Annotated in this window: 22 protein-coding genes, 1 pseudogene and 1 riboswitch; of the genes and pseudogenes, 13 read left to right on the forward strand and 10 right to left on the reverse strand. The window is 63.2% G+C overall.

Annotated features, from left to right (window positions below; translation table 11 throughout):
• Window positions 1-73: 73 nt before the first annotated feature.
• The 3 genes from PAN31117_RS21955 to imuA are packed head-to-tail and all read right to left on the reverse strand — an operon-like array spanning window position 74 to window position 6002.
• A complete protein-coding gene (locus tag PAN31117_RS21955; protein ID WP_150740081.1) occupies window positions 74-3397 on the reverse strand; it encodes an error-prone DNA polymerase in 3324 nt (1107 codons plus the stop codon).
• A 21-nt stretch (window positions 3398-3418) separates the two neighbouring features.
• Window positions 3419-5176: a Y-family DNA polymerase gene (locus PAN31117_RS21960; RefSeq protein ID WP_174991071.1), complete on the reverse strand. Its 1758-nt coding sequence runs from the start codon at window positions 5174-5176 to the stop codon at window positions 3419-3421.
• Window positions 5088-6002 (reverse strand): translesion DNA synthesis-associated protein ImuA, encoded by a 915-nt coding sequence (gene imuA, locus PAN31117_RS21965; RefSeq protein WP_150740083.1) that lies wholly within the window; start codon window positions 6000-6002, stop codon window positions 5088-5090. The genes PAN31117_RS21960 and imuA overlap by 89 nt, the downstream gene beginning before the upstream one ends.
• A 144-nt stretch (window positions 6003-6146) precedes the next feature.
• On the opposite strand from imuA, the gene PAN31117_RS21970 reads away from it, so the two are divergent.
• The 5 genes from PAN31117_RS21970 to PAN31117_RS21990 all read left to right on the forward strand — a co-directional run bounded on the left by PAN31117_RS21970 (window position 6147) and on the right by PAN31117_RS21990 (window position 10343).
• On the forward strand, window positions 6147-7457 hold the full coding sequence (locus PAN31117_RS21970) for an Nramp family divalent metal transporter (RefSeq protein WP_150740084.1): 1311 nt from the start codon (window positions 6147-6149) through the stop codon (window positions 7455-7457).
• A gap of 237 nt (window positions 7458-7694) precedes the next feature.
• Complete coding sequence (locus PAN31117_RS21975) at window positions 7695-8336, forward strand: CsgG/HfaB family protein (RefSeq protein ID WP_052253211.1); 642 nt, start codon at window positions 7695-7697, stop codon at window positions 8334-8336.
• A gap of 177 nt (window positions 8337-8513) precedes the next feature.
• Window positions 8514-8891: a DUF4810 domain-containing protein gene (locus PAN31117_RS21980; RefSeq protein WP_150740162.1), complete on the forward strand. Its 378-nt coding sequence runs from the start codon at window positions 8514-8516 to the stop codon at window positions 8889-8891.
• Complete coding sequence (locus tag PAN31117_RS21985; protein ID WP_150740085.1) at window positions 8888-9553, forward strand: DUF799 domain-containing protein; 666 nt, start codon at window positions 8888-8890, stop codon at window positions 9551-9553. Before PAN31117_RS21980 ends, PAN31117_RS21985 begins: the two co-directional genes overlap by 4 nt.
• Window positions 9554-9857: 304 nt before the next feature.
• Window positions 9858-10343, forward strand: a complete 486-nt coding sequence (locus PAN31117_RS21990; protein ID WP_150740086.1) for a DUF995 domain-containing protein — start codon at window positions 9858-9860, stop codon at window positions 10341-10343.
• A gap of 574 nt (window positions 10344-10917) precedes the next feature.
• Here the strand turns inward: PAN31117_RS21990 and PAN31117_RS22000 are convergent.
• The 5 genes and pseudogenes from PAN31117_RS22000 to PAN31117_RS22015 form a co-directional block, all read right to left on the reverse strand.
• Entirely contained in the window at window positions 10918-11058 is a 141-nt protein-coding gene (locus PAN31117_RS22000; protein WP_150666478.1) for a DUF3563 family protein, read from the reverse strand.
• 145 nt (window positions 11059-11203) lie between these two features.
• Window positions 11204-11359, reverse strand: coding sequence for a hypothetical protein (locus PAN31117_RS27235; RefSeq protein ID WP_174991072.1), 156 nt, complete (start codon window positions 11357-11359; stop codon window positions 11204-11206).
• 197 nt (window positions 11360-11556) lie between these two features.
• Window positions 11557-11946 (reverse strand): annotated as a pseudogene (gene cueR, locus PAN31117_RS22005) (Cu(I)-responsive transcriptional regulator); the annotation flags it as partial.
• Window positions 11947-11953: 7 nt separating this feature from the next.
• Window positions 11954-12772 (reverse strand): endonuclease/exonuclease/phosphatase family protein, encoded by an 819-nt coding sequence (locus PAN31117_RS22010; protein WP_150740089.1) that lies wholly within the window; start codon window positions 12770-12772, stop codon window positions 11954-11956.
• A 162-nt stretch (window positions 12773-12934) separates the two neighbouring features.
• Window positions 12935-15496: a heavy metal translocating P-type ATPase gene (locus tag PAN31117_RS22015; protein WP_150740090.1), complete on the reverse strand. Its 2562-nt coding sequence runs from the start codon at window positions 15494-15496 to the stop codon at window positions 12935-12937.
• A gap of 285 nt (window positions 15497-15781) precedes the next feature.
• On the opposite strand from PAN31117_RS22015, the gene PAN31117_RS22020 reads away from it, so the two are divergent.
• The 3 genes from PAN31117_RS22020 (at window position 15782) to PAN31117_RS22030 (ending at window position 18032) form a co-directional block, all read left to right on the forward strand.
• Entirely contained in the window at window positions 15782-15982 is a 201-nt protein-coding gene (locus PAN31117_RS22020) for a heavy-metal-associated domain-containing protein (RefSeq protein WP_150666474.1), read from the forward strand.
• A gap of 264 nt (window positions 15983-16246) precedes the next feature.
• Window positions 16247-16423, forward strand: a riboswitch (FMN riboswitch).
• A 97-nt stretch (window positions 16424-16520) separates the two neighbouring features.
• Complete coding sequence (ribB, locus tag PAN31117_RS22025) at window positions 16521-17234, forward strand: 3,4-dihydroxy-2-butanone-4-phosphate synthase (protein ID WP_246189213.1); 714 nt, start codon at window positions 16521-16523, stop codon at window positions 17232-17234.
• Window positions 17235-17465: 231 nt separating this feature from the next.
• Window positions 17466-18032: a PaaI family thioesterase gene (locus PAN31117_RS22030; RefSeq protein ID WP_150740091.1), complete on the forward strand. Its 567-nt coding sequence runs from the start codon at window positions 17466-17468 to the stop codon at window positions 18030-18032.
• A 109-nt stretch (window positions 18033-18141) separates the two neighbouring features.
• Here the strand turns inward: PAN31117_RS22030 and PAN31117_RS22035 are convergent, their stop codons facing one another.
• Window positions 18142-19929, reverse strand: a complete 1788-nt coding sequence (locus PAN31117_RS22035) for a cation:proton antiporter (RefSeq protein WP_150740092.1) — start codon at window positions 19927-19929, stop codon at window positions 18142-18144.
• A 499-nt stretch (window positions 19930-20428) separates the two neighbouring features.
• On the opposite strand from PAN31117_RS22035, the gene PAN31117_RS22040 reads away from it, so the two are divergent.
• The 4 genes from PAN31117_RS22040 to PAN31117_RS22055 all read left to right on the forward strand — a co-directional run bounded on the left by PAN31117_RS22040 (window position 20429) and on the right by PAN31117_RS22055 (window position 23948).
• Window positions 20429-21115, forward strand: coding sequence for a DUF2848 domain-containing protein (locus PAN31117_RS22040; RefSeq protein ID WP_150740093.1), 687 nt, complete (start codon window positions 20429-20431; stop codon window positions 21113-21115).
• 72 nt (window positions 21116-21187) lie between these two features.
• Window positions 21188-21847: a GntR family transcriptional regulator gene (locus PAN31117_RS22045; RefSeq protein WP_150740164.1), complete on the forward strand. Its 660-nt coding sequence runs from the start codon at window positions 21188-21190 to the stop codon at window positions 21845-21847.
• Between the two features lie 2 nt (window positions 21848-21849).
• Window positions 21850-23226 (forward strand): amidase, encoded by a 1377-nt coding sequence (locus PAN31117_RS22050; RefSeq protein ID WP_150740094.1) that lies wholly within the window; start codon window positions 21850-21852, stop codon window positions 23224-23226.
• Window positions 23227-23435: 209 nt separating this feature from the next.
• Window positions 23436-23948, forward strand: a complete 513-nt coding sequence (locus tag PAN31117_RS22055; protein WP_150740095.1) for a disulfide bond formation protein B — start codon at window positions 23436-23438, stop codon at window positions 23946-23948.
• A gap of 91 nt (window positions 23949-24039) precedes the next feature.
• On the opposite strand, the gene PAN31117_RS22060 is transcribed toward PAN31117_RS22055, so the two are convergent.
• Window positions 24040-25005, reverse strand: a complete 966-nt coding sequence (locus tag PAN31117_RS22060) for a LysR substrate-binding domain-containing protein (protein WP_150740096.1) — start codon at window positions 25003-25005, stop codon at window positions 24040-24042.
• Between the two features lie 223 nt (window positions 25006-25228).
• On the opposite strand from PAN31117_RS22060, the gene xdhA reads away from it, so the two are divergent.
• Window positions 25229-26701, forward strand: a complete 1473-nt coding sequence (gene xdhA / locus PAN31117_RS22065; RefSeq protein WP_150740097.1) for a xanthine dehydrogenase small subunit — start codon at window positions 25229-25231, stop codon at window positions 26699-26701.
• The last annotated feature ends 12 nt before the right edge of the window (window positions 26702-26713 follow it).

The following is a 26713-nucleotide window of genomic DNA, read 5'->3' on the forward strand; positions in this document are numbered from 1 at the left end:
GACCGGCGCATGACCATGCTTCGGTCGGTATCTCACAGGCTGGCCGAGGACACACCATCCTATCGAAATCCGCTTAGTGAAAGTTCCGACTCGAGATCGTGAGTTCTCCGAGCATCGACGAGAGATCGATCAGACGATGTGCGACCAGATGAGTCACGCGCTCCTCGCGCTGCCATACCCCTTCCACCCCCAATAGCGACGACGCGAGCAACTCCTTGCGCTGCGCTTCCACCAGATCGGGCCAGACAATCACGTTGATGACGCCCGTCTCATCTTCCAGCGACACGAAGACCGTGCCATTGGCCGTGCCCGGCCGCTGTCGTCCCGTCACGATGCCGACGGTGCGCACACGTCGTCCATGCACGCCCTCGGACTGCAACTCCTTTGCCGTGCGCACCCGCATCTTGTTCAGCTTCTCGCGCAACAGCATCAGCGGGTGACGCCGAAGCGTCAGCCCCGTACTCGCGTAATCGGCCACGATGTCCTGCCCCTCGGGCATCGGCGGCAGCGCCACCTGCTCGTCCATGCTGCCGGGCGCGGCGTCGCGCAAGACGGTTGCGCCCAATAGCGGCGTGGGCGGCTGCCACGCGGCGACCGTCCAGCGTGCCTGACGACGTCCGCCCAACAACGCCGACAGTGCATCTGCGGCAGCCAGCGCATCAAGATCGCGGCGCGATAGTGCGGCTCGGGCGGTGAGGTCGTCGATATCGGTAAAGGGCCGTCGACGACGTGCCGCTTCGATGGCTTGCGCCCCCTCGGCCGATAAGCCCTTGACCAGCGACAAACCCAATCGCACCGCCGGACGGCGTGCCTCCCCATATCGGGTGATCCTGGCCTCAGGACGTGACTCGACATCGCTCACGCACACGTCCACCGCCCGAACTTCGACACGATGCCGACGCGCATCCTGCACCAGTTGCGACGCCGAATAAAATCCCATCGGCAAACTATTGAGCAAGCCGCACAGGAACATCTCCGGCGCGTGGCACTTGAGCCACGCACTTGCGTAGGCGAGCAACGCGAAGCTCGCTGCGTGGCTCTCGGGAAATCCGTACTCGCCAAAGCCTTCGATCTGTCGGCAGATGGCCTCGGCAAACTCAAGCGGGTAACCGTTCTTCAACATGCCGGAAATGATGCGCGTCTGGAATTTTTCGAGACCGCCCTTGCGTTTCCATGCGGCCATCGAGCGACGCAATTGATCGGCATCGCCCGCCGAAAAATCGGCAGCGATCATCGCGATCTGCATCACTTGCTCCTGAAAGATCGGCACGCCCAGTGTGCGTTCCAGCGCTACCTTGATCTCCTCACGCGGATAGACCACTTTCTCTTTCTTCTGCTTGCGACGCAGATACGGATGCACCATCCCGCCCTGAATTGGGCCGGGACGCACAATCGCGACTTCGATCACCAGATCGTAGAACGTCTCCGGTCTCAGACGCGGCAGCATGCTCATCTGCGCTCGCGACTCGATCTGGAAAACGCCCACCGTGTCGGCACGACGAATCATGCCGTACGTCGCCGGATCGTCTCGCGGAATATCGGCAAGCCCGATCGGTGCGCCACGCCACTCCCCTAACAGATCGAGCGTACGGCGCAGTGCGCTCAGCATGCCGAGCGCAAGTACGTCGACCTTGAGCAGCTTGAGCGTCTCGATGTCGTCCTTGTCCCATTGAATGACGTAGCGGTTCTCCATCGCCGCCGGCGCAATCGGCACGAGCCGCGACAGTCGGTCGCGAGCGATCACGAAACCGCCCACGTGCTGCGACAGATGCCGGGGGAAACCGATGAGACGGGCCACCAGATCGGCCCACAACCGCGTCGTCGGCGCGTCAGGCGACAGCCCCTGCGCCGCCATGCGTGCGAGTAGATTCTCCTTGCCGTCCCACCACTGCTGACTCTGCGCCACCTGCTCGACGATAGACAGATCGATGCCCAACGCCCGCCCCGTGTCGCGTACCGCGCTGCGCATGCGGTAACTGATGACCGTCGCAGCCAACGCCGCCCGGTCGTTGCCATACTTCTTGTAGATGTACTGGATGACCTCTTCGCGCCGTTGATGCTCGAAATCCACATCGATATCCGGCGGTTCGTTGCGCTCCTTCGAGAGAAACCGCCCGAACAGCAACTGCACCTCGTCGGGATTCACCGCCGTGATCTCAAGGCAATAACAAACCGCCGAATTGGCTGCCGAACCCCGGCCCTGACAGAGAATGTTCTGACTGCGAGCAAAGCTTACGATGTCGTAGACCGTCAGAAAATACGGCTCGTACTCAAGGTCGCGGATAAGTGCCAGCTCGTTCTCAATGAGCTTGCGCACCTTCAACGGCAAACCGCCCGGATAACGTCGCTTCGCGCCCGCTTCCACCTCCTGACGCAGATACGACTCCGGCGTGTGTCCCACAGGCACCAGTTCTTCCGGGTACTCGTAACGCAGACTACGCAGATCGAAATGACATCGTGAAGCGATGGCAATCGTCTGCGCCAGCGCTTCTTTCGGGTAAAGCCAGGCAAGCCGCAGTCGCGTACGCAGATGCTGCTCGGCATTCGCCGTCAATGCCAGGCCACATGCCTGTACCGGCTTGCCCAATCCGATGGCCGTGAGCGTATCCTGCAACGGCTTGCGCGAGCGCACATGCATAAGCACGTGGCCCGTCGCAACGAGTGGCACGCCGCACTCGGCAGAAATGGCGTGAAGGCGCGCCAGTTGCGCTTCGTCGTCGGCACGATGACGACGCTCCAGCGCCAACCAAACACGCCCTTCGCCAAAGGTCTGCGCTGCCCAGCGAGTCTGCGCCAGCGTACGCTCATCACTCGCGTCGGGATCCGGCACGAGGATGATCAGACAACCTCGCAAACCAAGCAAATGGGCGTGCGCCTTGTCCGGCGCGCTGAAATCCCTCGCATGCAGACGATAGCTGCGATTCGGACCTCGCATACGCCCGAGCGTAATCATCTCGGACAGATTGCCGTAGCCCTCGCGATGCTGCGCGAGGGCTACGAGATGCACCGTACCGAGTGCATCAAGTTCCGAGGCAGACAACACGTCCACTTCGGGCGTCAATCGAAACTCACTCCCCACGATCAGCGACACCAACGGTGGCTCATGCTTGGCCGACTCTGCCAGCGCCCGAACCACACCAGCCAGCGAACACTCGTCGGTAATCGCCAACGCGGTGTAACCCAGATGCACTGCGCGCGCGATCAACTCTTCCGGATGCGACGCCCCCCGTTGAAACGAGAAGTTCGACAGGCAGTGCAATTCGGCATACGCGGGCAGGCTGTCGTCCTCCTGTCCGTGCAGGGCAGAGGGTGCCACATCGGGGGTATCGGCACCGTCGTCGTTGACGGCCAGCCCTTCGGTCGGCCCTTGCCACGGGAGAAAATCGTCGAAATTCATAAAACTGCGTCCCCGTACATCTCAACCGAACAGGCCATGCAAATACCAGGCAGCGTCTGTCCCTTTCACGGGGCGCTCCCGAAATACCCACAGTAACGCCCCCGTCTTGTCCGCCGCGATGAAGTAATCGCGCGTGACCGTGCCCGGCTCCCACCAGCCGGCCTCGATACGCTCCGGGCCGCTCACCAGTTGCAACGGCCCCTGCCGCCATGGACGCTCCTGCTGCATGCTGAGTCGCTGGGGCGCATCGAGCAGCCACGCCGGACGCGGCGGCAGTGCGCTCACGGTATCCGGCAGATGACGGTTCGACGCAGACGTCGCCCCAGCCTCCGCACTCACACCCGCATTCACTCCTGCATTCACTCCATAAGGCACGCTCACGAACGCCGCCTCGGGACGATGATCTCCACGCACCTGCAAACGCCGCACGTGTTCATCTCCCAGACGCGCCGCGACGCGCTCCATCAATTGCACGAAATCCTGTCGCTCGCGCCCCGGCTCGGGCAGCAGCGAACCGCTTTGCGGAACATGCTGTGCCGTCTGCGTGACATCGAGCCGCAATGTCAGCACCGGCGCGACCAACGGAGAACGTGCCAGTCGTTCCTTGCAGAGCGACAGCAAGTGCGCCGGTGCGGCGCTCGCTTCGGCCAGACGGATGTCGAAACGCGTCGGCGCCAGGGTCTCCCGGCCAAGCGGCTCGTGTTCGAGAATCAGCGTCAATGCCTGCGTGGCCAGTTGCCCCGCGGCGAGCCATCCCGTCAGTTGCGCGAGCAGACGGCGCAAGCCGAACAGCAAGACTTCGACGTCGTGCGTGAGCGACGGCAATGGCAACACGGCTTCGAAATGCGGCGGCGCGCGATACCACGCCGGCGCTTCCGGCGCTTCGCCATAGGCGCGAGAAAGCGATGCGGGCAACGCGGCGCCGCAGCGACGTCTCACGCCCGCCGACGGCAGTGCACGCAATTCGCTCAACGTCGCGCAACCGATCTGGGCGAGCCAGTCGAGCCACGGCTGCGCTTCGGGCAGCAACGCCACCGGGAGCGGATCGAGTTGCGCCGGTAGCCCCGCCAATGGCGGCGGCAGCAATGGCTCGGGATGCCACGGCGACGAGGATGACAAGGATGACGACGCCGAAGACGACAGCGATAGCGCCGCCCCGGACGTCGCCCCCGCTGCCGACTTCGTCACCGGCACGATCGAGCGACGTGATGCACGCGACTTCATCGCTGCCTGCATGTCCTGAGACGTCGGCGCATGAGGATCGACGCGTGTCGGCACAGCCAGCGCGGCGCGGGCGAGCAGCGTTGCCGCACTGGCCGTCGCGGCAATACCCAGCGATGCCCGGTGCCCGAGCGACTCGGCACTTTCCAGCACCTGTGCCGCCAGCGACGCCAATCCACCAAACAGACGCAAACTCGGCGCGACGTCGATCAATACACACTGCGGCGCGGCAATCGCCACATCGGGACCAAAACGCAACAACGCCAACGCCAGCGCTTCAAGCGCAAGCGCCTCGGCGGCTTCGTCGCGATCGTGAAACCGCGCCTGTGGCAAGAGCGCGAGAACACCCCCGCGACGCATGCCCGGTTGCACACCCGCCGCCTGCGCCGCCTCGCTCGCCTGCCAGACACGCGACTGCGCCAGCACAACCGTCGTGTCGGCTTGCGCGTCGCTCGCTCCTGCCTGCCCGTCAGCCAGTATGCGCGACGGGAGTGACGTGAGCGGAGAGGCGATCTCGAGCGCCAGACAGGGCAGATGCAGGGCGATCCAGCAGGCCATGCGAGACTCCGGAAGCAGAAACAAAAGACACCGTAGACGGCACGGGTGACGGCGCCGGATCGGGCTGGGCATGCAGCGGCGTTTCGTCGTCTGCGCCCCTTGCCAGCGATTGCGGCGCACGCGTATAGGGCGCAGGTAACGTCAGCCAGAGCGGTTCGGCACGAGGCGGTCCACGACGCTTATGAAACTGCACGCCGAGGCGGCTACCCTCTGCGACGACCAGTCCCAGCCGTAATGGCGCTGCGGACGCGGTCGACACAGCCGCCGGCGGACGCATCACCCAGGTCAGTGTTTCGCCACCGCCAGCAGCCACCTGAAGCCGCCGAAGCTGCTCGGGTGTCGCGGCCGGCAGCCAGGTCAGCACCGCCCCGCAGCACGCACTCCTGAGCGCCTGCTCGGCGCACCACAGCATGTCGCGGTCCTCGGGCTTCATGCCCTGCGCCCCGCGCCGCACCCGGGAGGTACGCGTCGGCCGGGACGCCGGGGACGCCGCATAAGCCGGACGCATCACCACGCTCAACCACCGCAGATCGATGCCCCACCCCGCCAGCGCCGGGGCATAGGGCAGCATCGGCGGTGCAATCACCATGACCGGCTTTCCTGCCTGCGTCAGATCGCGCAACGCCGGTGCCAGCAAACGCCATTCACCGATGCCCGGACGATCGCTCAGCAGTTCCGTCACCGCGCCATGCGGCCACCCCGAGCCAGGCAGCTCGGCGTCGAGCGCGGCGAAACCGGTGGTGTGGCCAGCGCGATGGCAATGCGCCAGCTCACTGGCACGCCATAGCCCGGCAGGCAGAGGGGAGGAAAGCGGCAGGGTCATCATGCGCCCGAATACTGTATAAATATACAGTATAGCAGTTCATTTGCCGTCGACAGCATCTTCATGGCCGCCTCATTACACCAATCGCGCTTGCGGGCAAACGCCGGCCCGGCTAACGTGAGCGTCATTGCACGCACCCCACTCCTCATGCCGCTCCCGACCACTGCCACCGCTCCCTTCTGCCCCTCCGAGGTCAAAGGCAGCATCGTCATCGACGCGCGTCAGTCGCGCTGGACCAAACTCAAACGCTTCGCCGGCCCCGGACTGCTCGTCGCCATCGGCTACATGGATCCCGGCAACTGGGCGACGGACATTCAGGCAGGATCGCAATTCGGTTACTCGCTGCTTTGGGTCGTGGCGCTCTCGAGTCTCGCCGCCATCTTCCTGCAGATGCTGGCAGCGCGTCTGGGACTGGTCGCCGGACGCGATCTTGCGCAGGCCAGCTACGAACGCTACGGCCGCACAGGCCGTTTCGTCCAATGGATCACGGCCGAAATTTCCATCATTGCGTGCGATATCGCCGAAGTGCTCGGCTGCGCACTGGCCTTCAAGCTGCTGCTGGGCGTGCCCATCGCGTGGGGGATCGTGCTCACCGCGCTCGACACGATGATCGTGCTGGGACTACAGGGCAAAGGCTTCCGTCAGATCGAAGCCATCGTTTTCGGATTGATCGGCACGATGGCGTTCTGTTTCATCGCGCAGGTCGCGATGGTGCCGCCCGACTGGCACGCGGTGGCCGCGGGTCTTGTCCCGGGCGCACCCAGTCACGACCGGCGCGACGCCATCGTACTGGCGCTGGGCATCGTCGGCGCGACGATCATGCCGCACAACCTGTACCTGCACTCTTCCGTCGTGCAGACCCGGCGGGTCGTCGGCGGCAAGCGCGGCGACGTGCACGACACACTCGCGTTAGTGCGCATCGATACCTGGGTCTCGCTGCTGATCGCCATGTGCGTGAATGCGGCCATTCTGATTCTTGCTGGCTCTGTCTTTCATGCCAGCGGTCAGACCAACGTCACCGATATCGAGCAGGCGTATCAGTTGATTACGCCGATTGCAGGGGGTGCGGCCGCCTTTATGTTCGGCATCGCCCTGCTCGCTTCGGGGCAAAGTTCGACACTGACGGGCACCATCGCCGGGCAAGTCATCATGGACGGCTTTCTGCACATGAAGATTCCGTGCTATCAGCGTCGGCTGATTACGCGCGGACTCGCGCTCGTGCCCGCGCTCATCGGGGTGCTGTGGCTTGGCGACGGCGCGGTGGGCAAACTGCTCGTGTGGAGTCAGGTGCTGCTCAGCCTGCAACTGCCGTTTGCCATGTGGCCGCTCATTCGCTCGGTCAGCGATGCGCGCGTGATGAATGGCAATACGATCGGGCGCCCCACACAAATGTTCGCGTGGTGCCTTTTTGCCGTCATCACTGCGACCAATCTGTTGCTGATCTTCGGGCTGGACTGAGAACGATCTGCTTGGCGCGGGGTATGTAGGACATGCGTAGGCCTCGCAACGCATCAATAGCGCGTGCTACCATCAGCACCCCTTACCAACTCTTACTACAAGCAATTTCAAATAGGTAAGGGCTTCGGATGTCCGCATCGGAACGATGCCTCGACGCATCGTCCAGCGGGTGACAACACACTCAGGGGTATCACCGTGCAGAAAAGGAAGTCCAGCATTGCGCTGCTCAGCGCTGCCATGCTCGCTATGGCCGTGCTCGGCGGTTGCGCCACCGAAAGCTCGCGTACCGTGGAAGTCGCCAAGGTTGAGAGTGCAAGCCGTCCGTACGTTGGCGTGCGCACGCCGATCGCTGTCGGCAAGTTCGACAACCGTTCCGCGTACATGCGCGGCGTTTTTTCCGATAACGTCGATCGCCTCGGCAGTCAGGCCAAGACGATTCTGATTACCCATCTGCAACAGACCCAGCGCTTCAACGTGCTCGACCGCGACAACATGGCCGAGATCCGTCAGGAAGCCGACATCAAGAAGACGCAACAGACGCTCAAGGGCGCCGACTACGTGATCACCGGCGATGTGGTCGAGTTCGGCCGCAAGGAAGTGGGCGACAAGCAACTCTTCGGCATTCTCGGCCGTGGCCGCGAGCAGATCGCTTACGCAAAGGTCAACCTGAACGTGGTCGATATCGCCACGTCGGAGGTTGTCTACTCGAGCGGCGGCGCGGGCGAATTCGCGCTCTCCAATCGCGAAGTCATCGGCTTCGGCGGCACTGCGGGCTACGACTCCACGCTCAATGGCAAGGTGCTTGACCTCGCCATGCGCGAAGCCGTCGACAAGCTCGTCGCCGGTATCGAGAGCGGTGCCTGGAAGCCGGGCAAGTAAGCGCACCGACACCCTTTTTTGCCGCATGCCGTAGCGCGTGATTCGTCACGTGCTCGACCTTGCACGTCACAGGCAAGCGCGTACCGACGCGCAGGTACCGAACGTGCAGGTCTCGGCATGCCCGTCAGGACTTCTATCGTCATGAATCGCACATTCTCGTCCGGTCGCATCGACCGCATGGACGGCATCAACCGTTATGGTCGGATCGCCGTCGCAGCCATCGCCGGCAGCGTCATCCTCGCACTCTCCGGCTGCGCCACACCACCCAAGCCGCTGTACGACTGGGAAGGCTACCAGCCGCAAGTCTACGAATACTTCAAGGGCGAATCGAAGGAAGCCCAGATCATTGCGCTGGAGCGCGATCTGGAGAAGATCAAGGCATCCAATCACGCTGCGCCCCCCGGGTATCACGCTCACCTCGGCCTGCTCTACGCCTCGGTCGGCAAGTCCGACAAGATGGTCGAAGAGTTCCAGACCGAAAAGCAACTGTTCCCCGAATCGGCCAGCTACATCGACTTCCTGCTTAAGAACAAGACCACGGAGGCCAAGCAATGATCGCCCGACTCTGCAAATGGATAGCGGTCGCTGCACTGGCCGCTGTGATGACCGGTTGCGCTGTGCATCAGGCCAAGCCGTATGACTACACTGCGTTCAAGGAAAGCAAGCCGAAGTCGATTCTGGTGCTGCCGCCGCTGAACGAGTCGCCGGATATCGACGCGACCTACAGCGTGCTCTCGCAAGTGACGGTGCCGCTGGGCGAAGCCGGTTACTACGTGATGCCGGTGACGCTGGTCGACGAGTCGTTCCGTCAGAACGGTCTGACCGTCGCCGGTGACATCCATCAGGTCAGCCCGGCCAAGCTGCGTGAAATCTTCGGTGCGGACGCTGCGCTCTACATCAAGATCAATCAGTACGGCACGAAATACATGGTGCTCGACAGCGCTACCGTCGTGACAGTCTCGGCCGAACTCATCGATCTGCGCAACGGTGCGAAGCTGTGGAGCGGCGCAGCCAGCGCGTCGAACAATGAGGGCAATAACAGCGGTGGCGGCGGGTTGATCGGCATGCTGATCACGGCGGCCGTCAAGCAGATCGTCAACAGCGTGTCGAACGCCGGTTACACGGTCGCAGGCACAGCCAATGCCCGTCTGCTGTCCGCCGGACGTCCCAACGGCATGCTCTACGGTCCGCGTTCGCCGAAGTACGGCACTGACTGACGGGCAATTCGGGAGAAGTCCCGGTCAGTGCCGGGACTTTTCAAGACGCCTTGGAACACGACTGAGACGCGACCCACGTCACCGCGAAGTCCAGCGCTTCACGGCGACGTGCCACACTGGGCAGATCGCACACTGTCACCTATAGTGGTAACGCATGACGCGGTCGGCATTCCCGACCGCTCATCGCCCGGACCGATAGCGACACCCGCCGCAGCGCGGGGACAAAAGTGTCAGACGATGCGCCCGTCAGGTGTGCGCCTCGTCGGCTTGCGTATGTGTCGGCAAGCCTCGTCCGGGAGTCATCATGGTTCACCGCTTCGCTTCTTCTATCCCCCAGTCCCCTCGCATCACCGCCCTCGCCGCGATCGCAGCCCTTCTCTGGTTGCCCGGACTCGCCGCCGCCGATCCGATGCATCTCTCCGACATCAAAAACGCCAACGGCCAGCAACTCAGTGTTGACGACTTGCGTTCGCTAATGCCCGGCGCTCACATCACTAACGTTGTTCAGAACGGCAGCACACGCAAGTGGATCAACGAGTCCGGCGGATCGCTCAATGCAACGAGCGATAACAAAGGCAACATCGGATCGGGTGGACGCAGTGTGCAGGTCGCGCATGCGACCGGCACCTGGTCGGTCAACGACAACGGCTCGTATTGTGTGAATCTGGAATGGCGAGCACTCACCGAAAACTGGTGCCGCTTCATGTTCAAGGTGGGCGACAAATACTACGGCGTCACTTCTCTGGCCAACGGTGCGGCGATCGCGACCGAGTTCAGCATCGAGAAATGACCCGTCCAGCAGGCGGACAAAAAACGCCCCGGGCTGCAAACAGCACCGGGGTGCGACTGCTCGCTGCGATTTCCGTCGTCAGCGAGGCAGTTGAGGTCGCCAGGACCGACGCGGCATCTCAATTCGGCGAACGTTTAACAATAGGAATGATTATCAATACGCTTTCTAAAGATAACGGATCAGGTATCTGAGAATCGGGCGGCGACTTGAGGGCACATCAGTTGCGAATCAAGCGCTCATAAGGGTGAGGCCAGCCCTTGAGCACAGCCGTGCTGATCCACTCACTGAACCGTTGAGGAAGACCTATCAGTTTCAAGTCGGGAAGGGAATGAAGGAAGGCGGATGGCCGACAGCAAGGGACATGCGACGACGCGATGGCGATGCCGTAAACGACAAAGCCCGCCAAAGTGGCGGGCTTGTGTGGCCAATCCCGGAACAGCGGGAATGGCATCCGGACTCACGGTTGGGCGCCGTCGCACGTCATCACAACGATGACGGGAATCGCCCGATAAGACGATCGACTTGCCTGGTTGCGCCAGCAGCGACCGCTCGTCCGGAAGGACTTCTGACTTGCTTAGTAACCGGCGGTTTCAAGCGCGCGGATACGGTGTTCCAACTCAATGATGTCCTTCGACTCAGCCAGGAATGCTTCACGACGACGGCGCTCAGCAGTTTCAAACCAAGTGTTCACGACTTCAAACAGGGCGGCAAACATGACGTTTCTCCAATTCATTAGTGTGCTGCATCGCAGCAGTGCTTCGCATTATATAGGGTTTTCCCGTTAAGGGTTAGCCCCTATATGTGAAAAACCGACAAATTCTGCTAGAGCGCCACTTCGAATGCACTCAATTCCAATAAATTTATTTAAAAATCAATAACATAGAAAAAAACAACAGCATCAAAATGACCCACTGCGGCATGCCGCCGCACTGCGCAATCAAAATTCGAACGACAAAAAAAGCGCCGCTGTTGCGGCGCGTCATCCCGAAAAAAAGCTTGTCATGCGACGGATCCATACCGTCACATGACTGTCGCGACCTCGGTATCCTTACGGCACGTGGCGTGCGACCTGGGCGTCACCGTCGCCTACCGCCCCGCCGGTGGATGTCCCTGTGGTCGAAGTCGTCGGCACGGTGCCCGATTGTGGCGCGGTGCCGCACGCGGCCGCTGCATTCGTCGCGCAATCGCTCTTTGCGCCCAAATTGTCGGACAGATCCGCCGATGCCAGCCCTTCCAGAATCGGGCAGTCAGGGCGGTCGTCGCCGTGGCAATGCATCGCAAGATGCGAGAGCGTGTCGCGCATGGCGACCAGTTCGCCGATGCGCTGGTTAAGTTCGTCCACATGGGACTGCGCGAGCGCCTTCACCTGCGCGCTGGAGCGGCCCCGATCCTGCCAGAGCGCCAGCAGCTGGCGAATCTGGTCGATGCCGAAACCGAGCCGACGCGCCTGACGAATGAACCGCAGCAGATGCAGATCCTGCTCGCCATATCGCCGGTAACCTGCCTCGGAGCGAGGGCTCGGAGGCATCAGGCCGATACTCTCGTAGTACCGGATCATCTTGGCCGTCACGCCGCTGGCCTGCGCCGCTTGTCCGATGTTCATGGCTACCTCACTGGGGGGAACGAGGGTTGAACGACGGGAGAGAGGAACCGTTCATGTCCTTCTCGGTATCCGACGGCACGAGTCGGGCACTGATCGGCGCATGATCGGAAATCCGTGACCAGGGGCGCCCATGCAAGACTTGCGCCCCTTCGATATGAAAGCCGCGCGCATAGATACGGTCAAGTCGCAACAGCGGCAATCCACTCGGAAAACTGCGTGCCGGACGCCCGACACTGTTCTGAAACACCTCCGTCAACGCCAGCTTGTCGGCCAGCAAACGGTCTGCCTGATTACTCCAGTCGTTGAAATCGCCCGCAATGATCAGCGGCGCATCCGCAGGAATGGCATCGGCCACTCGCTCAGTCAACATTTCGAACTGACGCCGACGACCCTGCCCTGCAAGCGACAAATGCACGCAGAGACAATGCAGCGGCTGGGGCAGCCCCGGCACGGCGATTTCACAATGAAGCATGCCCCGCTTCTCGAAACTATAGGTCGTGATGTCGTGATTGTCCGATCTGACTATCGGATAACGACTCAAAATCGCATTGCCGTGGTGCCCGTGCTCATAGACCACATTTCGTCCGTAAGCATGATCGCGCCACATCGCGCCCGCCAGAAACTCATGTTGCGGTTGCACCGGCCAATTGGTGTGGCGCGCCGCGTGGCGCTGATGCATGCCCTGCACTTCCTGCAGGAAGACGAGATCCGGTGCGAGCCCCTCCAGCCCCGCGCGCAGTTCGTGAACGCGCAAGCGGTTGAACGCGGAAAAGCCCTTGTGGATGTTGTAACTCGCAATATGCAGACTATTCATAGGCGGCAGCATTGACTCCGTGCCGGAAGACAGACGATATCACCTAGATGATGTCGCTTTCGGCGAATTTCAAGTCAGGTGGAAATCCGGGCGACGCATTGGAAGGTTGCTTCCAGGACGTCGCCCCTGATCGTTTCATTATGCGCCGTTCACCTTATGCCCGTGGGAACCCTCTCAGACGCCCGCCCGGCGGGCCCCGCCAACGGCATCTGGCTTTCCGGCGCTGCCTGCCGACGTGGATGTCGTCTCCTGATTGGCAGGCCGCCAGCGGCGCAACAACAGTGCATTACTGACGACGCTGACGCTACTGAGCGCCATCGCCGCCCCGGCAATCACCGGACTGAGCATGCCAAATGCCGCGAGCGGAATCCCCACAACGTTGTAAGCAAACGCCCAGAACAGGTTCTGACGGATCTTCGACCACGTGCGGCGGGACACATCGATGGCGTCGGCGACCCGCTGCGGGTCGCCACGCATCAGCGTAATGCCCGCCGTCTGCATCGCGACGTCCGTGCCCGAGCCCATCGCAATGCCGACATCGGCGGCTGCCAGTGCCGGTGCGTCGTTGATCCCGTCGCCGACCATGGCTACGACCGCGCCATCACGTTTGAGTTGCGCGATGACCTCCGCCTTATGCTCCGGCAGAACGTCGGCATGCACCTCATCGAGCCCCAGCGCCGAGGCAACCGCCTTCGCGCTCCCTGCGTTATCGCCCGTCACCATCACACAGCGCACACCCAGCCCGTGCAGGCGGTCGATGGCCGGACGAGCGGTTGCCTTGAGCGTATCGCCGAACGCGAGCAGCCCTAGCAGGCGACCGCTGCGCGCACGCTCATCCGCCACATCATCCGCGCCAGCATTGCCCGTCTCGACCAGCCACGAGACAGTCCGTCCCTCGCCTGCCAACCGCACGGCTTCCGACGCCAGCGCCCCCTGCGAAATACCGAGCTCGTCGAGCAATCGCGCATTGCCCAACTGAAGTGTGTGACGGCCACTTAATGGGCCGCTCACAGCATCCGTGCCCTGCACTTCCTGAATGTCGGCCCGCATGCCGCGTCCCGGCAATGCGGCAATGTCGGACGCGAGCGGCACCGCCGAAGCCAGCCCGGCTTCCTCAGCGGCCGTCGTCACGGCTTTGGCCAGTGGGTGAGAACTTCCCGACTGCACTGCAGCAGACCAGCGCAGCAGCGTGTCGGCGCTCGTCCCTTGCGCAGGCAAATGCGCGACGAGACGCGGCTTGCCTTCCGTGAGCGTTCCCGTCTTATCGAACGCCACGACGTTGATCCGGTGCGCCAGTTCCAGCGCCTCGGCGTCCTTGATCAGGATGCCCTGTCGCGCGGCCGCCCCGGTGCCAACCATGATCGCCGCCGGCGTCGCCAGCCCCAATGCGCACGGGCAGGCGATGACCAGTACCGCGACCGCGTTGAGCAGCGAGACCTCAAGACCGAGCCCCAGCGCCCAACCGGCGATCACCGTCACAACGGCAATCAACACAACCACCGGAACGAAAACCGCCGCCACCCGATCCACGGCGCGCTGAATCGGCGCCTTGCCCGCCTGCGCGTCCTCGACCATGCGAATGATGCGGGCCAATGCCGTATCGGCACCTACCGCCGTGGTTTCCACACGCAATGTGCCTGCACCGTTGATCGAACCGCCCACGACCTTGTCGCCATCGGCCTTGTCGATCGGCAACGGCTCACCAGTCAGCAACGATTCGTCGAGCTGGCTCGCGCCATCGCGGATCACACCGTCGACCGGCACGCGCTCACCGGCGCGCACCACAACCCAGTCGCCCACCTTCACCTGTGACAGCGGCACCGAGACTTCGCTCGCCGCGCCGTGCGGGTCACGCACGACACGCGCCGTCTCCGGACGCAGCGCCGCCAGCGCCCGAATCGCTTCCACGGTCCGCCGCTTTGCCCGCACTTCGAGCCACTTGCCCAGCAGCACCAGCGTAATCACGACCGCCGCCGCTTCGAAATACAGATGCGGCATGCTGCCCGCCGGTGCGCGCCACCACTCATACAGGCTCAGGCCGTAAGCCGCCGACGTGCCCAACGCCACCAGCAAATCCATGTTGCCGCTACCGGCACGCACCGCCTTGTAACCCGCCCGGTAGAAACGCGCGCCCAGCCAGAACTGCACGGGAGTGGCGAGCAGCCACTGCACCCACGGCGGTGGCATCAGATGCACACCGAACGGCTCGACAAGCATGGGCAGTAACAACGGCAACGACAACACTGCGGCGACCGCTACCGGCCACCATGTCGGACCATTTTCCGCCGATGCCGCTTGCGCAGGGTCGCTGACGACCGACGCCTCGTACCCCGCTTTCTCGACGGCAGCACTCAGTACCGCAACATCGACCACCCCGCGCACGCCACGCACCGCCGCGCGCTCGGTCGCCAGATTCACGTTGGCTTCAACCACGCCCGGCACATTGCGCAACGCCTTTTCCACACGCCCCGCGCATGAGGCGCATGTCATGCCGCCGATGGCCAGTTCGAACGATTGCTCCGCAACCTGATACCCGGCGTCGCTCACGGCGGCTTCAACCGCTCCCAGCAGCGCGGCCGGTGCGACATCCGCCGCCGCCTCCACCGCCGCCGTCTCGGTCGCGAGGTTCACATTGGCGCTCGCCACACCGGGCGTGCGCCGCAACGCCTTCTCCACCCGCGTCACACACGATGCGCAGGTCATGCCTTCAATACCGACCGACCAGTTCTGAGTCATTTCTGTGCCTCCAGGAGGACTGTCATCATGCGTCACACCATAGACCTTGCCATGACAGGAAGGTCAAGCACTGTCCGCCAACTTGTTATGCATTCGGGTGGAAACAGCAGCCCCCCGTCATACCTCAACGATAGCGCCACCGGAACCGGCCATGTTTGGGGGACGTCTGACCCGACACGTGATTCCTCTGAAAAAAGCGCTTGAGCTTCCCTCGATGGGAAGGTCTATGATCCATTGACCTGATCAGTGTCACCGTCAACCGAATCGTCATTCAAGGAGAGCAACATGCAAGTCCAAGTCGAAGGTATGAGCTGCGGCCATTGTGTCAAAGCCGTCACGCGTGCGATCACCGAGCTGGATGCCGACGCGAAGGTCAACGTCGATCTGGGTGCTGGCCGTGTAGACGTCCAAAGCGACCTGTCGCCTGCAGAAGTCAGCGCCGCAATCACCGACGCCGGTTACACCGTCAAGGGCACCAGCGCCTGATTGAGTGACGGCTGACCAGCGTCCAATTTGGCCTGTACTTCGTTCCACGGACATCCGACGCACTCAGCCAAGGCCCTCAGCCCGCATCAAACACGGCCACAAGAGGCTCCCTGCGTCTTGTGGCCGATGTGCAATCCCACGCGCCCCGCGCGGCCTTCCCTGCAGACCTCTCCCGCCCTGTGCTACGCTCTGTCTCGCCGCATACGTAATGGTGCCGCGCAATGCGTAACTACCACGCAGTGCAACGCAACGTTCGTACGGCATACACGTCTTCAGGGCGGGGTGAAAGTCCCCACCGGCGGTATGTGACATCGCGCAGTTCGCTGCGTCGTCATGAGCCCGCGAGCGCTTGTCACCGTCGCTTTCGCGACATCGGCAGGGTCAGCAGATCTGGTGCGAAGCCAGAGCCGACGGTCATAGTCCGGATGAGAGAAGATGCGTCGATACCCGCGTGCTATGGGATGCCGTCCCATGGTGACGTCCGTTCGCATGCCCCGAAAACGTTTTTCGCCCGATTGACTTACGCGAGGAGCGTTTCATGTCCACCAGTACCCGCAACACCCAAGCTGTTCCGCAAGACACCGCATCGACCGACGACCTGCATGCCTACCCCGCATTCGCCGACCTGCCGCCGGTGGAAGTCCGTCTGCCCGCTGCGCTCGACGCTATGCGCAAAGGCCGCCCCGTCATTCTGATGGACGACCTCGACCGCGAGAACGAAGCCGATCTGATCGTCGCCGCAGAGAAAATCACGCCCGCCACGATGGCCATGCTGATCCGCGAGTGCAGCGGCATCGTCTGCCTGTGTCTGCCGGACGAGACGCTGCGCCGTCTCGATCTGCCGCCGATGGTCGAGCAGAACCAGAGCCGTTACGGCACCGCCTTTACGGTGACGATCGAAGCGCGTCAGGGTGTGAGTACCGGCGTTTCCGCTGCCGACCGCGTCACCACGATCCGCGCAGCCATCGCCGACGACGCCCAGCCCTCTGACCTCTCACGCCCCGGCCACGTGTTCCCGCTGCGCGCCCAGCCGGGTGGTGTGCTCACGCGTCGCGGTCATACGGAAGGCTCTGTCGATCTGGCAATCCTCGCCGGCCTGAAGCCCGCCGCCGTGTTGTGCGAACTGATGAATCCGGATGGGACGATGACGCGCGGTGCCGATATCGAGCGCTTCGCCAAGCAGCACGATCTGCCGATTCTCACCATCGACGAACTGGCTACCTACCGCCTCAGCCACGCGCAAGCCGCCTGATCGTACGCTGACCTGGTAACCGATAGCGACAGCCCTTGCGGCAACGACGCATCACGTCGTTGCCGCATCACCTCCATCCGGTTCCGGGCATCGGCCTCCACCGATCGCGCCCCATCGTCATCTATCGGTCGACGCTTCCCTCTAAAGCGAAACGCACATCCGGACGCAGCGACTTCTATAATCGCTGACAAGCCGATTGCCTAGCATCATAAAAGTTACGAGGAAGCCGTCATGAGCATCAACCCGGAAACCGCCGCCGTTCTGGCCCAGTGGGAAGCCGACGAAGTCGCCGTGCGTGAGCGCGTCACGCGCAATGGTCCGGCGCGTTATGGCGTCGCGACGCCTTCAGACGTGATCGGCCTGAGCGGCCAGGAAATCTTCGACGCGATGTTCGACGGCAAACTGCCGTTGCCGCCGATCAGCGAGACGCTGGGCTTCATCGCCGTGGAAGTCGCCAATGGCCGCGCTGTATTTCAGGGGCGTCCGGCGCTGCCCTATTACAACCCGCTCGGCTCCATTCACGGGGGCTGGTTCGCCACGCTGCTCGACTCGGCCGTTGCCTGCGCGATCCATTCGACGCTCCCCGCCGGACGCAGCTACACCACGCTGGAACTCAAGACGAACATGGTCCGCGCCCTCACGCGCGACGTGCCTGTCGTGCGCGCCGAAGGCAAGGTCATTCAGGCGGGTCGTCAGGTCGGCATTGCGGAAGGCCGCATCGTCGGGCCTGACGGCACGCTCTACGCCCACGCCACGACCACCTGCCTGATCTTCGACTTCCCGCCGAAGAAGGCGTAAGAAGAAGGCATAAGTCAGGCATCGCGCTAAAGAAAAAGCCCGCCGAGGCAATCCTCGGCGGGCTTTTTGACTTTATCGCGTGATCAACTGTCACGCATCCCTCTGTGCATCAGTGTGACGACGATCCCCCGCCGCCATGCTCGCCATCGGGCTGATGTTCGAGCGTCTCTTTCAGCGCGATCTGAAGCTTGGCGTGCATGCGCACGAACCAGCTACGCATGATGACTGCGAGCACCAGCGTGCCCGCCACGATCAGCACGATCATCTCGGTCGACGGCAAGATGCTCGCGGAGAGCGCTGCCACCAGCAGAATGACGCCCACCATCGCAGCAATCGGCAGAATCTCGGCGACTACGCGACGCACCTCGAAGGTGTAGCGGCCCGTGAGGCTCGGCGGAATCGACAACTCCACCAGCAGCAACGACAGCGACTTGAGCTTGCGGTACACCGCGATCAGGAACGGCAGCGACAGCACCAGTGCCCCGCCCCAGACCACCGCACTTTGCAAACTCGGGTCTGCAACCCACGGCTTCATCAGATCGGCAAGGCGGCGATAGAAGAACGCGCCACCGAGGAAGATCGTCACGACGAGCGCCAGATTGATCGCCACGCTCACCACGATACGACGCACGATGGTAACGAGTGCCGCGCTGTCGCCCGTCAGTTGAATGCTTTGCAGCCACTGCGTGTACTGCCCGAGCACGTAGGACAGACGCCCCGGCATCACGCGGCCCAGCCAGCCGGTAAACGGGTCGGCGCCCTTGATCAGATACGGCGTGAGCAACGTGGTGATAACCGAGACGGCCACCGCAATGGGATAAAGGAAGTCGCTGGTCACTTTCAGCGACAGGCCGAGCGACGCGATGATGAATGAGAATTCACCGATCTGCGACAGGCCCATGCCCACGCGCATCGACGTGCGGCCGTCCTGCCCCGAGAGGTACGAGCCCAGCCCACACGACACGATCTTGCCGATCACCACGGCCACCGTAATCAACAGAATCGGCCACACGTACGTGACCAGTACATGCGGGTCGAGCAGCAGGCCGATGGTCACGAAGAACACCGCACTGAACATGTCGCGCAACGGCGCGACCAGCCGTTCGATGGTGTGCAACTCCCGCGCTTCGGCCATGATCGCGCCGATCAGGAACGCGCCGAGCGCCACGCTGTAGCCCATCTGAATCACGAGCAGGCAGAAGCCGAAGCACAGGCCCAGCACCACGACGAGCAACATTTCGTCGCTCTTGAACTTCGCCACATAGCCGAGGATGCGCGGCACCAGCAGAATGCCCACGACCAGCGACACGACCATGAACAGCAACAGCTTGCCCAGCGTGAAGGTGGCTTCGCCCGCATCGACCTGACCGCTGATGGCGATGCCCGAAAGCAACGCAATCATGCCGATGGCGAGCACGTCTTCCACGATCAGCACGCCGAAGATCAGTTGGGCGAAACGCTCGCGCTTCATGCCGAGTTCGTCGAGCGCCTTGACGATGATGGTCGTCGACGAGACGGCAAGCATCGCACCGAGGAAGATCGAATCCATCGCCTTCCAGCCGAAGAAGCGGCCGATCTCGTAGCCGATCCACAGCATCAGCACGATTTCGGTAATCGCGGCCACGAACGCTGTCACGCCCACCCGGGCGAGCTTGCGCAGACTGAACTCCAGACCCAGCGAGAACATCAGGAACACGACACCGAGTTCGGCAAGGATCCCGATGGTCTTCTCGTCGTGTATCAGAGCGAACGGCGGTGTATACGGCCCGATGATCACGCCCGCCACGATGTAGCCGAGCACGACTGGCTGCCGGAACCGGTTGAAGATGACCGTCACGATGCCTGCCAGCAGCATGATGACGGCCAGATCCTGAATGAAGTCGATGGCGTGATGCATCCGATACGTTCTCCCCGCAGCGCGTTGCGCCGATATTGATGTTCTTGACTCCACGCCGGTGACACGCCGCGTCTCCCCCGGGAGACGCAGCGACAACACGAGACGTGATGCTTGATGAAGGTGGGAAGCCGGCCGTGGGCAGCGTATGAGCTGCTTGCCTGCCGGCTTGATAGACGTTGCGTTCGTTCGCCCGATTCCCTGCAAGTCCGGACGGACCAGCCGCCGAACCCGTTGCTGACGCCCCCGTTTCGAGGGGCTCCGGTTCGGACACCGGAACAGAAAAGCCAACGAACATTCGGCCCAAAACGGGCGCCGAATCAATATACGCGATGGCCTGACACGCGCGCAACCCAAGATTGACGGGGGTTTTCATAAAAAATTCCCGTTTTTCACACCCTCGCACGAAATTTTTTTTCTTGATTTTTGTCTCGCCTCCTTGTGAAATATCACAAAAATATCAATTGAATTTCACTGTGCAATTCCCTGGAGTGGTCGACGTATGAGTTCCTGTTTGTCTTTCACGGTGGCCGGTATCGGCGCTGCCCTTCGTATCGACGTCAATGTCGACACCCTGATCATTGCCGGATGGGCCGGACGCGACCGGCACGCGGTCGAGCACCACATCGCCGAACTGGCGGCGCTGGGCGTGCGCCGCCCGTCGACCACGCCCTGCTTCTATCGCCTCGCCCCCGCCCTGCTGGCTCAGGACGACGCCATCGACGTCGTCGGCGAGACGAGCAGCGGCGAAGCCGAATGCGTACTGGTCCGCCACGGCAACGAACTGCTCGTGAGCGTCGGCTCTGACCATACCGACCGCGAGGTCGAAGCCTATGGCGTCACCGTCTCCAAGCAGGTCTGCGCCAAGCCCGTGGCACGCGAAGCATGGCGTTTTGCCGATGTCGCAGCGCACTGGGATCAGCTGGAACTGCGCTCTTGGGTAACACGTGAGGGCGAGCGGCGTCTTTATCAGGAAGGCACGGTCGCGGGTCTGCTCTCGCCGCAGGAATTGATGGCCAAACTCGGGGCGAACGGCTTGCCCGCAGGCGCAGCAATGTTCTGTGGCACACTCGCTGCCATTGGCGGCGTGGCTGGCGGCGAGCAGTTCGAGATCGAGCTGCACGACCCGGTCCTCGGCCGCACGATCCGGCACCGCTACGCCACGCAGGCGCTGGCGATTGCCGACTGACTGCCCCATCCGATGCCCAACGAGACACTTTTCGAGCCCCGCCAGACGGAAGTCGCGGGCGACGCCCACCGCATGCCGCCTGAGCCGTCGGTGCCTCATGACGGCCGCAGCCTGACCGAGCGCGCCTACGAAGCCATCAAGCACGACATCATCACGTTGCGCCTGCGCCCCGGCGAGACGCTCAACGAAGCGCAATTGATGCAGTCGACGGGACTGGGACGCACGCCCGTGCATCAGGCGATGCACCGTCTGTCACTCGAAGGGTTGTTGGTCATCCTGCCGCGCAAGGGGGCCATGGTCGCCCCCGTCTCGCTGAACGACGCACTTGAAATCATCGATGTGCGCATGGTCAACGAGACGTACTGTGTCGAGCTGGCCGCGCGCGCTGCGACGCCGGAGGATCTCGCCGCCATCGAGGCCGTGCTGGCCCGCTCGCGTGAGGCCATCGCGGCGCGCGACGTCGCTGCCATGATGCGCATCGACCGCGAGTTCCATCTGGCGATCTCGCGCGCGTCGCGCAACCAGACGCTTGCCGAGTTGCTGCGCGGCTTGCACGAGCGCTCGCTGCGCTTCTGGTTTCTCGCCCTGTCGACGCCGAGCCATATGGAAGGCGTCTATGAAGAACACCTTGAACTGTTTGAAGCGCTGGCCGCCCATGACGGCGAACGCGCCCGGCGGGCGATTGCCCGTCATATCGAAGAATTCCGCACCCATATTCTGAAAGCGATCTGAACATGAGCCACGACGCCATCGATCCGCAACGCCCCCTGTCCGACCTCGCCGCCGCGCTCGACGCAGGCCGCACCACCAGCCGCGCCCTCACCGAGCAGGCGCTCGCCCGCATTGCCGATCCGGCCGGTCAGGGGAGTGTCGTCTTCACGCAGGTCGACGCACAAGCCGCCCGCGACGCCGCGGACGGCCTCGACGCCCTGCGCCGCGCCGGCGCTCGTTTGTCGCCGCTGATGGGGATTCCCGTCTCGGTGAAAGACCTGTTCGACGTTGCGGGTCAGGTCACGCGCGCAGGCTCCACGGTGCTCTCCGACGCCGCCCCCGCCACGCACGACGCGCTGGCCGTCGCACGCCTGCGTCAGGCAGGTGCCGTGATCGTCGGTCGCACCAACATGACCGAGTTCGCCTTCTCCGGTCTCGGCCTGAATCCGCATTACGGCACGCCGCGCTCGCCGTGGCAGCGCGACGTCGGGCATATCGCGGGCGGGTCGTCCTCAGGCGCGGCCGCGTCGGTGGCCGATGGCATGGCCGCCGTCGGCCTCGGTACGGACACCGGCGGTTCGATCCGCATTCCGGCCGCGTTCTGTGGTCTGACGGGCTTCAAGCCGACGGCTTCGCGTACACCGCGCGACGGCGCGCTGCCGCTCTCGACCACGCTCGACTCCGTCGGCCCCATCGGCCACTCGGTCGATTGCTGCGCGTGGGTCGATGCGATTCTGTCGGGTAATGTCCCAAATGAAACCCCAGCCGCGCCGCGCGACCTACGCGGCATGCGCTTCGGTGTCTTGACGAATTTCGTACTCGACGGCGCAGAACCCGCCGCGCTCGCCATCTACGAGCGCGCCCTCGCCACGCTCGCCAAAGCGGGTGCAACGCTCGTCGAGTTCAAATTCGCACCGTTCGACACCCTGCCCGCGATCAACCGCTTCGGTTTCTCGCCCATGGAGGCCTACGCCTGGCATCGCAAGCTGCTGGCCGAGCGTGCGCACGGCTACGACCCGCGCGTGCTGGTGCGCATTCGCAAGGGCGAACCGGCAGGCGCAGCCGACTACATCGATCTGCTGAATGCCCGCGCCGCGCTCATCGCAGCGGCGAACCCCGTGTGGCAAAGCTTCGACGCCGTGCTGTGCCCGACCGTGCCACTCACGCCGCCAGCCATCGCACCGCTCGAAGCCAGCGACGACACCTTCACCGCCACCAACGCCCTGGTGCTGCGCAACCCGACGGCCATCAACATGATCGACGGCTGCGCCTTCTCGCTGCCGTGCCAGGGTCAGGGCGAAGCCCCCATCGGCCTGATGGTCAGCGGTGCCGCAGGCGACGACGCACGCCTGTTCCCGGTCGCCCGCGCTATCGAGCAGGCACTGCGCCCAGCCCGCTGAGCGCAATCCTCAACTTGAGGACGATTTCGTACAGAAACGCGCGCAAACGTCCGATTTTTCGGTGAAAAGTTCCGAAAAATCCCGCAATTTTTCATCTCACATGCGAATCGGGCTGGGGTTACAATCCCAGCCCAAGTGCCTGCGGCCCGGCGTCATGCGGGGATTTGCGGGATTCGTGGGATTCGTGATGGCCTACCGCCTGAAGTGAAATGAACGCTCAACTCGACCCGGCTTTTCGCCGCGAACGTCTGCTGTATCTCCTGCTCACCGTGGTTTGCCTCGCCTTGCTGGGCGGTGCGCTGTACTTCCAGTACGTGCTTCACGAAGACCCGTGTCCGTTGTGCATTCTGGCGCGCTATGCGCTTGTACTGATTGCGATCTTCGGGCTGGTCGGCGCGGTCTCGCGCAGTTGGGCGGGAATCAAGGTGGCACGCGTGCTCGCGGCGCTCTCGGCGATTGGCGGAATGGCTGCGTCGGCTTATCTCATCTACGTGCAGGCCAATCCGATGGTGAGCTGCGGCTACGACGTCGTCGAAGGGTTTGTGGATGCGCTGCCGACCTCGCGCCTGTTGCCACAGGTCTTCCAGGTGCAGGGCATGTGCCAGACGATGTACCCGCCGATCCTCGGTCTGACGCTGCCGATGTGGTCGCTCGCCGCATTCGTCGTGATCTTCCTCGCGCTGGCGTTGCATCGTCCGCGCCGCGCCATCTCGCTGCGATAACGCGCCCGGCGTCCCTCCCTCCCAAACGCACAACGGCCGTCTGCCCCTCAGGGTGACGGCCGTTGGCTTTTTGGCAGACGCTCGAACGTCGTCAAGGCCGCACCAGCGCTGGTGTCGGCTCTCCTGCGCCGCTGGCCGCGTCGAGTTCGGTGGCCACTTCCGCGATCCGCCGCCGCAGCCACGTCACCTCGGGCGCGGCGTGCGTGCGCTCATGCCACAGTTGATAGAAGCGCATCGGCGGGAAGTTGACCGGCGACGGCACCACGCGGATCGGCAGATAGCGTGCGTAATGCTGCGCAAACTGACGCCCCGTCGTAAACACCAGATCGGTGCGCATCAGCACGTAAGGGACAAGCCCGAAATACGGCATCGTCATCTGAATATTGCGACGCAGGCCCTGCTCGGCCAGAAAACCATCGATGAAGCTCTGACGCTCGGCCACATACGGCATCGGCGCGAGGTGAGGCAATTCCAGATAGTGCTTGAGCGAGATGCCCTTGTTGGCCAGCGGATGCTGTGCGCCGAGCATGCAGACCACCTCGTCGTCGAACAGACGCGACATATGCAACTGCGGCGGCGGTTCCAGCCAGTTGCCGACCACCACGTCGAGCGATCCGTTTTCCAGCGCACCCGCATAGTCGAAACCGGCGTTGATGGGCTGCACGTGCAGACGGGCCGATGGCGCGTCGCGGCGCAGCACTTCGGCAATGTTGGGCAGGAAAACGGCGTCGAGGTAGTCCGGCGCACCGAGTCGGAACGCCCGCGTGGTGGTCTGTGGCGCGAACTCCGTGGTCGGGTGCGTAATCCGTTCGATGGCGGCGAGCGCGTCGGTGGCGTAGCCCAGCAGCTCCCGACCGCGCTCGGTGGCGACCATGCCGCTCTTGCCGCGCACCAGAATGGCATCGCCCGTGATCTCGCGCAGGCGGCGCAGCGAGTTGCTGATGGCCGGTTGCGACTGGCCGAGCTTGAGCGCGGCGCGCGACACGCTTTGCTCTGTGAGCAGCGTATGGAGTACCCGCAGCAGGTAGGCGTCGATCTGTTCGCGGGGTCTTTGCATGTGCAGGGGCGCGCTGAAGGCGTGTTGAAGACCGGAAAACGGCGGGTTGAGCCGTAGTTTATGACAATGCCGGGTCATCGGGGCGTCCGAATAGCCATCATCATGGCGGCGAAATATTTCCCTGTGCCGCCGGTGCTATCTTCGGCTCATCCCCTCGCCGGCCCCTAAAATCAATGCAGCAACGCCGGCACGTCCATAATTGCACTGCACTACACTGAGAATCATGGAGACACAAGCCATCCGCTTCTTTTACCGCGGCAAGGTGCACGAGGTCACTGGCGAAGCCACGACCCGCACCGTGCTTCAGTACACGCGCGAAGACCTGCACTGCACCGGCACCAAAGAAGGCTGTGCCGAGGGCGATTGCGGAGCCTGCACGGTCGTGATCGGCGAATTGGCCGACGATGGCAATGTGGCGCTGCGCGCGGTCAACGCCTGCATCCAGTTCCTGCCCACGCTCGACGGCAAAGCGCTCTTCACGGTCGAAGACCTGCGCCACGCCGACGGCACGCTGCACCCGGTGCAACAGGCGCTGGTGGATTGCCATGCTTCGCAGTGCGGCTTCTGCACACCGGGCTTCGTGATGTCGCTGTGGGCCATGTATCTGAACCGTCCAGTGGAAGCGGGCTGCCCGAGCCGCCGCGAGATCGATGACGTCCTGTCGGGCAACCTGTGTCGCTGCACGGGCTACCGCCCGATCGTCGACGCCGCCCAGAAGATGTATGACCTGCCGCGTCACGAGTTCGACCGCAAAACGCTCGCCGAGCAGTTGCAGGCACTGCAACGCGGCGACACGCTCTCGTATGAGCACGACGGTCACGTCTTCCACGCACCGCGCACGTTGGCCGAACTGGGCCGTCTGCGCGCCGCTTATCCGGACGCGCGCATTCTCGCCGGCAGCACCGACGTCGGCCTGTGGGTGACGAAGCAATTCCGCGATCTGAAGCACCTGATCTACATCGGCCAGGTGGCGGAACTGCGCGAGATCTCCGAGGGTCCGAACGGCATCTATATCGGTGCGGGAGCCTTGCTCAACGATGCGTTCGATGCGCTCGTCAACCACTATCCGGATCTGGCCGAACTGCGTCAGCGCTTCGCTTCGTTCCCGATTCGCAACGCCGGGACGCTGGGCGGCAACGTCGCGAACGGCTCGCCCATCGGTGACTCGATGCCCGCGCTGATCGTGCTCGGCACGCGTATCGTGCTGCATCGCGAAGGCGTGGTGCGTGAGATGCCGCTCGAGGACTTCTATCTCGCTTATCAGAAGAACGCCCTCGAAACGGGCGAATTCGTGCAGGGGATTCGCGTGCCGCTGCCGGCATCGGCCCAACGTTTTCGCACGTACAAACTCGCGAAACGCTTCGATCAGGACATCTCCGCTGTGTGCGCCGCGTTCGCGATCGAACTCGACGGCGACACCGTGCGTTCGGCCCGTATCGCCTTCGGCGGCATGGCAGCGACGCCCAAGCGCGGCAGCGCCATCGAAGCCGCGCTGAACGGCCAGCCGTGGACGGAAGCGACCGTGCGGGCCGCCATGGCCGTACTGCCGACGGACTACCAGCCGCTCTCGGACATGCGCGCGACGAGCGCTTACCGACTGGCCGGCGCGCAGAATCTGCTGTATCGTTTTTTCCTGGAAACGCGCAATGACGCGCCGCTTGCGGCACACGAAGTCAACGCGTTCGCCAACGTCTAACCGGAGCCGCCC

Origin of the sequence: Pandoraea anapnoica, from assembly GCF_902459765.1 — a bacterium.
GTDB classification, from domain to species: domain Bacteria; phylum Pseudomonadota; class Gammaproteobacteria; order Burkholderiales; family Burkholderiaceae; genus Pandoraea; species Pandoraea anapnoica.

Bases quoted from the DNA above. Each gene is read 5' to 3' on its own strand.
- PAN31117_RS21955 (WP_150740081.1), bottom strand. From the start codon at position 3,397: ATGAATTTCGACGATTTTCTCCCGTGGCAAGGGCCGACCGAAGGGCTG.
- PAN31117_RS21960 (WP_174991071.1), bottom strand. From the start codon at position 5,176: ATGGCCTGCTGGATCGCCCTGCATCTGCCCTGTCTGGCGCTCGAGATC.
- imuA (WP_150740083.1), bottom strand. From the start codon at position 6,002: ATGATGACCCTGCCGCTTTCCTCCCCTCTGCCTGCCGGGCTATGGCGT.
- PAN31117_RS21970 (WP_150740084.1), top strand. From the start codon at position 6,147: ATGCCGCTCCCGACCACTGCCACCGCTCCCTTCTGCCCCTCCGAGGTC.
- PAN31117_RS21975 (WP_052253211.1), top strand. From the start codon at position 7,695: ATGCTCGCTATGGCCGTGCTCGGCGGTTGCGCCACCGAAAGCTCGCGT.
- PAN31117_RS21980 (WP_150740162.1), top strand. From the start codon at position 8,514: ATGGACGGCATCAACCGTTATGGTCGGATCGCCGTCGCAGCCATCGCC.
- PAN31117_RS21985 (WP_150740085.1), top strand. From the start codon at position 8,888: ATGATCGCCCGACTCTGCAAATGGATAGCGGTCGCTGCACTGGCCGCT.
- PAN31117_RS21990 (WP_150740086.1), top strand. From the start codon at position 9,858: ATGGTTCACCGCTTCGCTTCTTCTATCCCCCAGTCCCCTCGCATCACC.
- PAN31117_RS22000 (WP_150666478.1), bottom strand. From the start codon at position 11,058: ATGTTTGCCGCCCTGTTTGAAGTCGTGAACACTTGGTTTGAAACTGCT.
- PAN31117_RS27235 (WP_174991072.1), bottom strand. From the start codon at position 11,359: ATGGATCCGTCGCATGACAAGCTTTTTTTCGGGATGACGCGCCGCAAC.
- PAN31117_RS22010 (WP_150740089.1), bottom strand. From the start codon at position 12,772: ATGCTGCCGCCTATGAATAGTCTGCATATTGCGAGTTACAACATCCAC.
- PAN31117_RS22015 (WP_150740090.1), bottom strand. From the start codon at position 15,496: ATGACTCAGAACTGGTCGGTCGGTATTGAAGGCATGACCTGCGCATCG.
- PAN31117_RS22020 (WP_150666474.1), top strand. From the start codon at position 15,782: ATGCAAGTCCAAGTCGAAGGTATGAGCTGCGGCCATTGTGTCAAAGCC.
- ribB (WP_246189213.1), top strand. From the start codon at position 16,521: ATGTCCACCAGTACCCGCAACACCCAAGCTGTTCCGCAAGACACCGCA.
- PAN31117_RS22030 (WP_150740091.1), top strand. From the start codon at position 17,466: ATGAGCATCAACCCGGAAACCGCCGCCGTTCTGGCCCAGTGGGAAGCC.
- PAN31117_RS22035 (WP_150740092.1), bottom strand. From the start codon at position 19,929: ATGCATCACGCCATCGACTTCATTCAGGATCTGGCCGTCATCATGCTG.
- PAN31117_RS22040 (WP_150740093.1), top strand. From the start codon at position 20,429: ATGAGTTCCTGTTTGTCTTTCACGGTGGCCGGTATCGGCGCTGCCCTT.
- PAN31117_RS22045 (WP_150740164.1), top strand. From the start codon at position 21,188: ATGCCGCCTGAGCCGTCGGTGCCTCATGACGGCCGCAGCCTGACCGAG.
- PAN31117_RS22050 (WP_150740094.1), top strand. From the start codon at position 21,850: ATGAGCCACGACGCCATCGATCCGCAACGCCCCCTGTCCGACCTCGCC.
- PAN31117_RS22055 (WP_150740095.1), top strand. From the start codon at position 23,436: ATGAACGCTCAACTCGACCCGGCTTTTCGCCGCGAACGTCTGCTGTAT.
- PAN31117_RS22060 (WP_150740096.1), bottom strand. From the start codon at position 25,005: ATGCAAAGACCCCGCGAACAGATCGACGCCTACCTGCTGCGGGTACTC.
- xdhA (WP_150740097.1), top strand. From the start codon at position 25,229: ATGGAGACACAAGCCATCCGCTTCTTTTACCGCGGCAAGGTGCACGAG.